Source organism: Clostridium sp. CCUG 7971 (genome assembly GCF_017590215.1).
Classification (GTDB): domain Bacteria; phylum Bacillota; class Clostridia; order Peptostreptococcales; family Peptostreptococcaceae; genus Faecalimicrobium.
Genome location: NZ_JAFFPK010000053.1, coordinates 15,979 through 27,033, shown reverse-complemented (window position 1 = coordinate 27,033; position 11,055 = coordinate 15,979). Strand labels below are relative to the sequence as shown.

Annotated in this window: 19 protein-coding genes; 10 read left to right on the top strand and 9 right to left on the bottom strand. The window is 24.8% G+C overall.

Annotated features, from left to right (window positions below; translation table 11 throughout):
• The coding region (locus JWF52_RS07620; protein WP_286184051.1) for an MATE family efflux transporter at positions 1 to 522 on the top strand (522 nt) is incomplete at its 5' end.
• 78 nt (positions 523 to 600) lie between these two features.
• Here JWF52_RS07620 and JWF52_RS19265 read toward each other — a convergent pair.
• The 6 genes from JWF52_RS19265 to JWF52_RS07595 form a co-directional block, all read right to left on the bottom strand.
• Positions 601 to 723, bottom strand: a complete 123-nt coding sequence (locus tag JWF52_RS19265; protein ID WP_286184050.1) for a hypothetical protein — start codon at positions 721 to 723, stop codon at positions 601 to 603.
• 68 nt (positions 724 to 791) lie between these two features.
• A complete protein-coding gene (locus tag JWF52_RS07615) occupies positions 792 to 1,676 on the bottom strand; it encodes a hypothetical protein (RefSeq protein WP_208332971.1) in 885 nt (294 codons plus the stop codon).
• A gap of 258 nt (positions 1,677 to 1,934) precedes the next feature.
• The gene (locus JWF52_RS07610; RefSeq protein WP_208332970.1) at positions 1,935 to 2,402 is read right to left on the bottom strand and encodes a hypothetical protein; all 468 of its coding nucleotides are present in this window, start codon (positions 2,400 to 2,402) and stop codon (positions 1,935 to 1,937) included.
• A 258-nt stretch (positions 2,403 to 2,660) separates the two neighbouring features.
• Entirely contained in the window at positions 2,661 to 3,143 is a 483-nt protein-coding gene (locus JWF52_RS07605) for a hypothetical protein (protein ID WP_208332969.1), read from the bottom strand.
• Positions 3,144 to 3,324: 181 nt separating this feature from the next.
• Positions 3,325 to 3,582, bottom strand: a complete 258-nt coding sequence (locus JWF52_RS07600) for a hypothetical protein (protein ID WP_208332968.1) — start codon at positions 3,580 to 3,582, stop codon at positions 3,325 to 3,327.
• Positions 3,583 to 3,755: 173 nt separating this feature from the next.
• Positions 3,756 to 4,013 (bottom strand): Mor transcription activator family protein, encoded by a 258-nt coding sequence (locus tag JWF52_RS07595; RefSeq protein ID WP_208332967.1) that lies wholly within the window; start codon positions 4,011 to 4,013, stop codon positions 3,756 to 3,758.
• Positions 4,014 to 4,196: 183 nt separating this feature from the next.
• On the opposite strand from JWF52_RS07595, the gene JWF52_RS07590 reads away from it, so the two are divergent.
• The 6 genes from JWF52_RS07590 to JWF52_RS07565 all read left to right on the top strand — a co-directional run bounded on the left by JWF52_RS07590 (position 4,197) and on the right by JWF52_RS07565 (position 6,827).
• Positions 4,197 to 4,418, top strand: a complete 222-nt coding sequence (locus JWF52_RS07590; protein WP_208332966.1) for a DUF1659 domain-containing protein — start codon at positions 4,197 to 4,199, stop codon at positions 4,416 to 4,418.
• A 100-nt stretch (positions 4,419 to 4,518) separates the two neighbouring features.
• A complete protein-coding gene (locus JWF52_RS07585) occupies positions 4,519 to 4,746 on the top strand; it encodes a DUF2922 domain-containing protein (protein ID WP_208332965.1) in 228 nt (75 codons plus the stop codon).
• Positions 4,747 to 4,757: 11 nt separating this feature from the next.
• A complete protein-coding gene (locus JWF52_RS07580; protein WP_208332964.1) occupies positions 4,758 to 4,910 on the top strand; it encodes a YvrJ family protein in 153 nt (50 codons plus the stop codon).
• 407 nt (positions 4,911 to 5,317) lie between these two features.
• Positions 5,318 to 5,638, top strand: coding sequence for a hypothetical protein (locus JWF52_RS07575; RefSeq protein ID WP_208332963.1), 321 nt, complete (start codon positions 5,318 to 5,320; stop codon positions 5,636 to 5,638).
• A 74-nt stretch (positions 5,639 to 5,712) separates the two neighbouring features.
• Positions 5,713 to 6,606, top strand: a complete 894-nt coding sequence (locus tag JWF52_RS07570) for a hypothetical protein (protein WP_208332962.1) — start codon at positions 5,713 to 5,715, stop codon at positions 6,604 to 6,606.
• Between the two features lie 29 nt (positions 6,607 to 6,635).
• Positions 6,636 to 6,827, top strand: a complete 192-nt coding sequence (locus JWF52_RS07565) for a hypothetical protein (RefSeq protein WP_208332961.1) — start codon at positions 6,636 to 6,638, stop codon at positions 6,825 to 6,827.
• A gap of 156 nt (positions 6,828 to 6,983) precedes the next feature.
• Here JWF52_RS07565 and JWF52_RS07560 read toward each other — a convergent pair whose 3' ends face one another.
• The 3 genes from JWF52_RS07560 to JWF52_RS07550 are packed head-to-tail and all read right to left on the bottom strand — an operon-like array spanning position 6,984 to position 9,330.
• Positions 6,984 to 7,238, bottom strand: coding sequence for a Mor transcription activator family protein (locus JWF52_RS07560; protein ID WP_208332960.1), 255 nt, complete (start codon positions 7,236 to 7,238; stop codon positions 6,984 to 6,986).
• Positions 7,239 to 7,249: 11 nt separating this feature from the next.
• Complete coding sequence (locus JWF52_RS07555; protein ID WP_208332959.1) at positions 7,250 to 8,551, bottom strand: replicative DNA helicase; 1,302 nt, start codon at positions 8,549 to 8,551, stop codon at positions 7,250 to 7,252.
• Between the two features lie 23 nt (positions 8,552 to 8,574).
• The gene (locus JWF52_RS07550) at positions 8,575 to 9,330 is read right to left on the bottom strand and encodes a conserved phage C-terminal domain-containing protein (protein WP_286184049.1); all 756 of its coding nucleotides are present in this window, start codon (positions 9,328 to 9,330) and stop codon (positions 8,575 to 8,577) included.
• A 433-nt stretch (positions 9,331 to 9,763) separates the two neighbouring features.
• Between JWF52_RS07550 and JWF52_RS07545 the strand changes: the two genes are divergently transcribed.
• The 3 genes from JWF52_RS07545 to JWF52_RS07535 all read left to right on the top strand — a co-directional run bounded on the left by JWF52_RS07545 (position 9,764) and on the right by JWF52_RS07535 (position 11,018).
• Complete coding sequence (locus JWF52_RS07545) at positions 9,764 to 10,096, top strand: hypothetical protein (RefSeq protein WP_208332958.1); 333 nt, start codon at positions 9,764 to 9,766, stop codon at positions 10,094 to 10,096.
• Between the two features lie 11 nt (positions 10,097 to 10,107).
• Positions 10,108 to 10,392: a hypothetical protein gene (locus tag JWF52_RS07540; RefSeq protein ID WP_208332957.1), complete on the top strand. Its 285-nt coding sequence runs from the start codon at positions 10,108 to 10,110 to the stop codon at positions 10,390 to 10,392.
• A gap of 146 nt (positions 10,393 to 10,538) precedes the next feature.
• Positions 10,539 to 11,018 (top strand): hypothetical protein, encoded by a 480-nt coding sequence (locus JWF52_RS07535; RefSeq protein ID WP_208332956.1) that lies wholly within the window; start codon positions 10,539 to 10,541, stop codon positions 11,016 to 11,018.
• Positions 11,019 to 11,055: the final 37 nt, after the last annotated feature.

Genomic DNA, 11,055 nt, shown 5'->3' with positions numbered 1-11,055 from the left:
TTTTTACTAAACTCAGCTTATATAGGATTTACTTCAGGTGTATCACCTCGTATAAGCTATAATTATGGTAGTAAAGATGAAGTTCAGATAAAAAAATTAGTTAAATATAGTTTCACAATTATATCTGTATTTGCAATCTTTGTATTTATATCATCTAGATTTTTCTCAGATACTATAATAAGTGTGTTCTCTCCAAAAGGAACTAACTTATATAATATCGCGTCAAATGGATTTATGATATTTTCATTTAACTTCTTAGTTGTTGGTATAAATGTTTTTACATCTGGAATGTTTACAGCTTTTGCAAATGGTAAGGTGTCTGCACTACTTTCCATTCTTAGAACTTTTGTGTTATTTACTATAGGTATCATAATTTTACCAAAGTATCTAGGTGTGAATGGTGTTTGGATGGTTGTTCCATTTGCTGAATTTACAACTTTAATAGTTTCTATTATATTTATAAATAAATATAAACATATATATATGTACGGTAAAAATGATACAAATTTAGATTTAGCATAATTAGTTGAAAGTTATAAAAATATGAAAAAAGGGCTACCTAAAAATGATTTTCCTAATCATTTCGAGGTAGCCCTTTTTTTACATTAAATTTAGTTGTATCTCTAAAAGTTCTATTTTCTCGTCCCAACTTATATCCATGTGTATTATATCTAATATTTGAATTATTCTATTTTGTACTGATTTATTTTCCATAAAATCCATAATCTCAACTCCTTTATTTGGAGTATATCCAATTTTACAGATTTTATATAATTAATAATTTTTTATTTTTATATCCCCCTTTGTCTAACTAACTTGCTAACTATTTTTCCTTGTTCTTTTAAACTACTATTTTTCTTCCATAATTGAATACCTGAGTCACCATCTTTATAATAGCATAAAGATACTTCATAAGATTCATTATCTTCTAGTAATATATCTTGACACTTACCTTCTTTTTCATTATAAACAATATTCATATTTAAACCATCTTTTGAGTATAAGTAAAGAGATAAATCAGTATTTTCATCACTATAATCATCTGATTTTTTAAGTTTTTTACCTTCTAAAATATTTTCTATATCAGATAAACTCATTTTACTGTCATCTTCTATACTTTGTGCAATTTTATAATAAACTTCATATATATCACTTATTTCTTTTTTACCATTTATTATATTAACTAATTTCTTTTGTTCTTCTACTGATTCTGGATAAACTCCAATATTTAAAGTACCTGCTTCATCACCAGAATTTGCATAATAAACGTTTAGATATATATCATCAGCATTTTCTTTATTTAAAATATAACTTACAGAATCTATTTTGTCTAAATTTTCTTCTTTGTTATTTTTATCTATATAAGATACCTCAAAAACTTCATTGTCATTTTTAAAGCTGTAATTACTTGTATTATAAGATTTTTGAGTATTTCCATTTTCATCTTGAGAATCAACTAAAACTGAAGCACCTTTTATTTTCTCAAATTTTAATTCTTTAAGATTACTTACCAATTCTTTAGAGTTTACTTTATTATTATTCATATCTTTATCTACAACTTCAAAATATGTATTTTGTAATTGCGATAGGTTATTTTGTACTTTACCACAACCAGCCATACTTGCTCCTAATAAACCTAGACCTATAACATATAGTAAATATTTTTTGATTTTCACTGTTATCCTCCTATTTTTAATATTTGTTTTATAAATAGTCAAGATACTTAAAATGAGTTATGCCTTATTATCTTCATTAAGCGTATAAATTATAACTAGGTATAATAAAAGCCAAGTATGATAAATCATTCTCGGCTTTATTTTTTATCTAAAAGTATATTTAATTATATATATTCTATTTTATTATTAATTAACCTCTTTCTGTAAAATATCAAAATATATTTTTATTCTAATTTTTATAATTATATATTAAAGCTACTATTTAATAATCATTTTAATTAGTTCCGGTCTAACAAACTGAAGTATAGCCCATAATATAATAATAGCAAGTAATAGTACTTTATATCCTATTTTTATATTAATATTAATAATAGTAATTATTAAGCTAATAACTATATACATTATAGTAGCTAATATTGATAATATAACTATCGCTATTGCTATCATTGGAACTGACGTACTTTTTATAAAAATTGATAAAATTTCCGCTATAATAGGCGATAAAATTCCTAATGTAATATTTATAATTCCTATATTTTTAAGTATCTTAGAATACTTTTTCCTAATTTCTCTAATATCATACTTTTTAAATATTTTACCATCCTCAACACTAAGTTCATGTTTTAAAGATAATGATTTTCCAAACCATAAACAAACTAAACCATCTATTATTTGAAGTAAAATAATTCCACACATCATTGCCCACATTGTCCTGTCTGTGTTCACACGTCTTCCTCCTTTAAATTTATATACTTTATTTTATACGTCACTTAATTGTAAAATCTTACCACATATTATTTATATTGTCATTATAATAATATTTCAAAACGCATAATAAAATCCAATTAATCTTATTAGAGATTTCGGTGAAAATAGTTAAGAAAATGGATATTCAATAGTTCAAGGTTTTTATTAATCAAAAATCAAAAATAGTAACTCTGCTTGTAGTGATTTAATTAAAAAGTAAATATCTACTTTTTTATACTAATATTGAGATAAATGATTAAAATCATCATCCGATAAATTTTTTATATTTATTTTATTTTCAAGAGTATTTAAAAGATATTGTAACGCAGATTTATAATATCTTTGATCGTCCCAATCTTTGTTCATAAGATCTAGAAGCTCACTCGAAACAAAAAAATCTACTCTATGGTTTATGTCTGGTTTAAACTCTATTAATGTAGAAGCTAATTCTAGTAAGTACTCTTTTTCCTCTTCATTAATTTCATTATAAGTATGTATACTAACAACAATTAAATTACTATCATCATCCCATTCAAATGTCCCATCTTCGTATACTGGTTTTAAGTAGTCAAAGTCATCCAAGGTTCCTGGACGTCTATGGTCCTCTAAAACTAAAAAACCTATTTCACAACACTCATTTTGTGTACATTGTTTTATTTTGAATATTATATGATTTAATAAATTTAATTCTAGCTGTAGTAAAAAATAATATTTTATCAACTCTCTATTAACCTCCTTATATTTTTTTATTAGCATATATGAATATTGACCTCGAAGGATATGACCCCAAAACATAAATAAAAAGTCTTATGATGAGGGTAATTTTTACTCTCACAATAAGACTTATCCATTATATTTTAAACCTAAACAATTCAAAATCTCTCTATGAGCTTCCTATAAATTATTTTCTCTTTTTAGATTTCTTCTTCTTTTTTCCATGAGCTTTCTTTTCAGCTTTTGCCTGCATTTTAGCTTCTTCTATTGCTTTTCTTTCATCTTTAATTTTTTCATTTTCTCTATATGCTATAAAAAAGTCAATTGCACTTACTAAAAGTGTCGTCCATGCTATAGGGCTTTTATTAATAAAGCTTACTATCGCTGATATAAGGAAAACTACCCCTATTATAATCCAAAAATTTCTATTTTTTGTTGAAACCATTCTGTCTACCTCCTATATGTCTAATTATCAAGTATTAATAATTACTATTATAACCCATATATTTCATAATTTTTAAAATTTCTCTAAAAATTCGCTTCGCTCATGTCGCCAACGACCTACAAACCAGGTCCGTTGCTCAAGCTTAGAGTATAAAGAAATGTAAATTTCTATATCTATAACTCATAATCACTTACTATTCTCTTAACATGATTAACACAAATTCCATATTCCGTTGCAAGTTGATTTGCATTTACTCCATTATATCTTTTTACTATTTCTCTATTTCTACTATTTCTAATTGTACTTTTATATGTAGGTATGTAAACATTATTACCTCCATACATTTTAGTAATTTCTAAAAATTTTTCTTCTCCAACAATTTCAAATAATAAATCTAACTTATCACAAATATCTTTAGCTTTTATTTTCATAAATATTCCTCCTATTAACCCTTTAATATAAGTAACTCTTTAATTTAATATTATATAAATTCAAACAATATTTAAAGTAATGTTCCTAACAATAAATCTTTGAAAAAACATTGTCCACTTTAGTTAAAACTACATGTTTATTTAAGATAGTACTATATAAATATAAGCAAAGGAGGTGAGAAAATGACAATAGTATCAACTAAAAATCCATCTGGATTAAAACTTAAACTTGACTGTGGTAAAGATGAAAATGGTAAGTCAATAGTAAAAATTAAAACTTACTCAAACGTAAGAGCTAATGCTACAGTTGAAGATGTTTACGAAGTTGGAGCTTCTTTAGCATCACTTCAAGAACACACATTAGTAGAAGTTTTTAAAATTGACTCTACTTCTATATCAGAATAGTTATTTGTATTAAGAAAATATTGATGTTGAATTTAATGCAAATACTAATAATGGTACTTTAATTTTAAATAATAATATTTCTAGATAGGAGGATAAATTTATGGAAACTAAAACTAAATTAATAATGTCTTTTAAAGCTAATGATGATAAAAAAGTAGCAATATCAGTTGATAACCCAAGAACTGATTTAACTGAGGAAGAAATAAAAACTGCTATGGAACTTATAATTTTAAAGAATATATTTGCACCAAATGGAGCATCTTTAACTGCTTTAATTGAAGCAAAAGTTGTTCAAACCGATACTACTGAATATGATTTAGCATTATAGTAGGTGTTAATATGGATGCTAATATACAAACACTAGTTGCTAATGTAGGATTTCCAATAGCCTTATCAATGTACTTACTTATAAGGATTGAAGGAAAATTAACACATTTAACAGATAGTATTAATGAACTTTCTAAAAACATAGTATATGTAAAAAAGAATTAAAAATTATATAAGGCATGAGTTTGATATTAAAATCAACTCATGCCTTTTTATTATATATATCTATTTTATTTATAATATAGCTTATTTTAGCCCATAATTTGTATAGTTTAGTCCATTTATAATAAATATTATTTTAATTATGATAAAATTTTCTATAATTAAAATAGTATTTAACAAGGAGCATTTTATGGAAAATTTTTATTTTAAAATTTATATTAATATAATGAATATAATCGGAAAAGTCTTACCATCATTTGAAAACTTTACTTATTATCATTGGGAATAATATAAAAGATAGCATAAAGATTCTAAATAGTTTAAAATCAAAAATGTAAGCCTATAGATATGAAAAAATATATTTACTGCTATAGCAACTAAAGAAAATTATTTGAAAGGAGGATATTATTATGGAATACACTTGGTTAAATCCAGCAAGTATAGTGTTTGGGTTGATTGCATGGATACTTCCTTTTATTAATCTTGCACATCAGAATAAGTCAGCTAACAAGAACTGGGCTATTTTTTCTATAGCTAGTATTAGTGCATGTTCTATTTCCCTATGTATGCAAATTTTCTATACTAATCATCTAGTAAATATAGAAGATTTTGTGGCAATTATGGATACTTTCAGTGTGGTAGCTTCTACATCAGCATTTCTTCTTGTCAGTACAATTGTACTTAATGCTATTACTTGTTTTGTATATTATAAAAATAAAACTCAAAATTAGCAAATTATATAAAGGTAGTTATAATATAGGTATAAACTACACTTCACGATACTTTATAGAAAGGATACCTATACATGAAAAATGAAAAATATATTAAGTATGGATTATTATCATCCACACTTATAGCTTTAGGTCCAATACTGTGGCTATTCATGAACATATACAATAAAAATTATGAATCTATAGTATTGAACATAGCTTTTGTTATAGTTGTAATTACTTTAGTATTTTATAATCTCAGAAACTTTTTAAAAATATACAGCAAAAAACGTAATACAGCCTTAGACTTTATAAACCCTATAGTATCCTTTATATTTTACATTCTATTAATAGCAGTAATGGTAATAGCTTTTCTAGGATTTTGTATGGGAATTGAACTTTTACAACAAAAACTATTTATAAAAGAAGAATATCTAATTTCTCTTATAAAATATCCATATTCATATTTATTATTTGTAATACTGGCAATAGTGGCTAGTAAAATCGGTATGTTATTTTCAGGAGAGCAAAAATTTTTTACTACGAATAAAGGCTTATCTCTATGGCTAAAATTTGATAAATTTATTATATTAGCAATAATTCCACTTATATATATAATACTGACTAGTGTAGTGGTAGTTACAGAAGATGGTATTTATGATTATAGCTTTTACAACTTAAAGGGAAATAAATACAGCTTTAGTGATGTAGAGTATGTAAATACTGGGTTTGTTGATAGTGGAAAAAAAAAGGGTGAATTTTTCTATAATATTGAGTTTAAAAATGGTAAAAAATTGAGATTAGCTTATCCATCTTTGACTACGCCTTCAGAGAAATATAATTATGATTCATGGCAAGAATATGTTGATATAGATAAATATATTATGAATAGTGGAGCAAAAAAGGACTCTAGTGAAAAAGGCTCAAAGTATGTGCAAATGGATAAGATTTATGTAGATAAATTATTACATGTTCTAAAAAATAAGTAATTAAAATAATACTTAACAAGGAGTGTTCTATGAATAAATTTTATTTTAATATAATTAACATAATCATAACAATTTTACCTTTCTGTATAATATTATCTGTAATTTCAAGAGATGACATTGATGCATTTGGAGTAATAGCTCTGGTATCAGCCTCACTTGCTATAATTGTAAGAGTTTTTGCTTTTATATCAAATAAAAGACAGCATAAAGATGCTAAATAGTTTAAAATATATGTTTATACAAATGATTTTGCCAAATTTTTAATAACTTAGTATTAAATTTAATTAATAACTGTATCTTCGTGTATCTATTGTAAACACTAGGATACAGTTATTTTATTCTTTATTTATCACACTTTTATCTAGCATAATCTAACTTTAACATGACTTAATAATATACCTTAAGTGATTTTCACTAATTCCAAACTCTCTTGATAACTCTTTTGCATTAGTTCCATTATACTTTTTCTTAATCTCTCTATTTCTACTATTTCTAGCTATACTTTTTTTATTAGGAATATAAAAATGGCATCCTCCAAACTTTTCACAAAACTCTATAAACATATCCATCCCCATAAAATCAACAAGCTCTACAAGATCTTCTCTAATATCATCTATTCTAACCTCTTCCATAATAACCCCTCCTAATATTTTATTTCTTGAAAATGAAGTCTTGGTCCATGATAACAGTAATGCTTAAACTTAACCTCTCCATCTCTGCACTTTGCAACGATTAAATCAACTAATTTAGTACCAACCTTCTTAGCTGCTAGTACTTTTCTTTTATCACTTTTTATATTTTGGGTAGCTTCCTCTAAATCACTTCCAACAGGTTCATGTATATAAATAACATTATTACTATCATGAAAAATTGCCTTACTATCTCTCATTGGTCTTTCTCCCCAAGGTCTAAGGTCTTTCATTTCATCATTTAATTGACTTAGTTGAATAAGAGGAATATTAAAGTCTAGTGTAATATTTTTTAGCTCTCTAGATAAAGTCGCTACTTCTCTTTCTCTATTTTGTTGATTATCTTCAACATTTAGAAGCTGAAGATAATCAACTATAACAAGATCCGGTTTAATTTGTCTAATCCTCTTTTTAATATTGCTTATTGTACTTATTCTATCATTTATATAAATAAGATTTTCCTTACTAAACTCTCCCATAATACTTATAATCTTTTGCCAATCATCTTCATCAAGACCTTTATCCTTCATCTTTTTTATGCTAATTCCGGTCTTTTTAGTAATATTTCTCATAAATATTTGTTCATTACTCATTTCTCTACTTATAAATAATACCTTCTTACCTTGACTTATAACGTTTAACATAATTTGAAGTGCTAAAGCTGTTTTTCCTACACCGCTTCTAGCAGCAATTGTAGTAAGTTCTCCCTTAAATAAACCTCCAATAGTATCATCTAATAGCTCAACACCAAACTTCATACCTACTTCTTCACTATTTTCTAAAAAATCTAGAATTCTTTCGCAAATACTTGAAATTCTGTCATCTTCATTATCTTTATCATCTAATGTATCTTGGATTTTATTTTCAAATTTATATAAAGACGTGTTAATATCTTTTCCTTGAATTATTGCTTGAATAAGGTTTGTACAATTTTTTACTACTCTTCTTCTTATATACCTTTCTTTTAAAATCTCTATATGAGTATCAATTGCATAACTAAGTCCCATAGATGCTAACTCTGTAAGGTATGTTACTTGTACATTTATAGATTTTTCATCTAGCTTAGTCTTTATAGTTTCTAAATCTAAAGTCATTTTATTTTTATATAACTCTTTCATAGTGATAAAAATATGCTTATTTATATCTATGTTAAACATATTTTCACTTAATTCATCTACCTTATATCCCAAACTATTATCAACAATAAGACTTCCTAAGATTGATTTTTCTATATTTATTGAATCTAAAACTTCCATAAACTTCCCCCTTGTTAAAAATCTTAAAACTCAAATTCAACACTCCAAGGCTCTATATTATCTAGGTTGTCTTTTTGTATATATTCTTCATTTAAATATCCTTCAAATTTATTGCTAAATAGTGTTTCTGGCCTTAGAAATTTTTCCATATTCGTGTTTAACCATTGTTTACACTTTGTATCTATTACCTTGAAAAACTCCTCTTCAACAAAACCTTCATTTAACCTAGCTCTTATTAAAGACATCGTTTTTTTGGTATTTGGTTTAAAGTTCTTTTTAGCTTTATTATTTAAATATCCAATAACACTCGTGTATATTTTTATATATGTATTTATATTATCTTTTTTAGATGGCTCATTTGAAGTTTCACCTATAGGGTTATCTTCAGTTTTTATAACATCATTAAAGTCTTTGAATTCCCTAAGTTTTATAGTAGCATCTATAGTTTCTATTTTAGGTTTATTTTGTGTTTTTAGATTTTCAGGTATAAGGTACCTATAAACAGAACATTTGTTTTTTCTAGTTCCATTTTCTACAAGCTCTATAATTTCAGTTTCTTCAAAGTACTTTACTAGTTTATCAACTGAACTTTTTGCTAAATTTAAATCTACAGATGCAGACCTTCTTGTTATAGAAAAATATCCACTTGGCAAATCTCCATTCATTTTGTTTTTATTTACTTTTCTCATTATATAATGGTTAAATCTAATTTTTTCTATATCATTATTGCAATCAAATTTAAGTATGTGTTTATTCATTGGATGAAAGTAATCTCTCATATTCTTATCCCCTTTGTATTAAATTTTGTTTATATAATATAATATTAATAAATTTTGTTCTATTATTCAATATGTATTCTTAAAATAAACAAACATATATTCGTAAATTTATATTTATTGAAATCTTTAATTATTTTTAATAAAATTCTTTTATAACCTATATTTAGCTAATATAAGCAATGTTAATATTTTTATACCACAAACATATGTTTTTATATTAAATAAAAATGTTCTATATTTATAAGTTTATATTTATATATATTTTTTTAATAAATTTTAAAGGGATATTAATTTTTAACTTGAATATTTTTATAAATATACTAAAATATAAATTTATATTTTAGTTAGTATAAATATATTTTTTATATTATTGATGTATGTATATATTAATTGTATAATTGTTCCATAATATTTTTTGAAAGGGGTATAACAATTGACTACTCTAAAGGAAGGTTTAAATGAAATTAGGCAAAAAGAAAGATCTGATTTGTCAATAAATCAAAAATTTATTAAAGCTTTACTTGTTTTTATATTTGGTGCTGTTATGGGTGTTTTGGCAAAATATACAGATGGTACCCTTATAGGGTTAATCGGGACTTATTTAGGTATTTGGATTTTTATTGCAACTTTAATTTCTGTACATAGCAAAACACCAGAAGAAGCAGCACTTCATGTTTTTGCATTTTTTGTAGCTATGCTTTTAGCTTATTACATTTATTCTATGAAGTTATTTGGATTTTTCCCAAGCTATTATTTCTTAGGTTGATGGGGCTTTGTTTGCTAACTCCAATAGGAGCATATATTGTTTGGTATGGTAAAGGTAATCATTTAATTAGTTCAATTTTTGCTTCATTACCTATATCTGTGTTGTTATGGGAGGGGTATAGCTTTTACTATACATTATCTATGCCACAGTTTCTTGATATAATTTTTGCAGTGTTACTTTTATTTATTTTTAGTAAAAATTCAAAACAAATACTTAGAACTGTACTTATTAGTCTGGTATTATTTTTTATAATCCTTAAGTTTGATATAATGTATTTATTTATTGGTGGATTATAATTATTTAATATCGTTTAAAGTAAATATACTTAAATAACAAAAGTAACTATAAAAATAGATATACATAATTAGCTTAATGTGTTATAACAATAGATATTAGTAAGAAATCTAATAATAAATGTAACACTAAAAGGGGATTGGTATAAGTGAATGTTAAAAATAATTGTAGAGTTGAAAATATTTCAAAGTATTTAATTGAAAACTTTAATGCTATAGAAATTACTATAGGTGAGTTTTTAGAAAAAAATAAAGGTATCTATGAAGATACATTTGAAGATATTGCAATGATTTTTAAGATAGAAGATGAAAATATTATTAAAAACCTATTAAGTGAAAATGAAAAATCAGAAATAGAAATTACTATAAATCATTTAATAAAAAACAATCAAATAGATGATGTTTCTCCTTATATGAACAAAATAAGTACTGGCAAATTAATCATCATACTTTTAGAGAGTAAGGATAAAATAAATTTATCTGGATTTGTAATGGAGGGTAACGGTCAGGTATTATTTGATTACCTAACAAGTTTAATTGATGAACCTATTGAAAAATCTTTAAATCCGCTAGATGAGACAATTGAAGAATTTAGCCATTTTAGACCATATGGCAAATATTTTAAATAAATATCTAACTTTTTTAACTATAACGATAGATTATTTT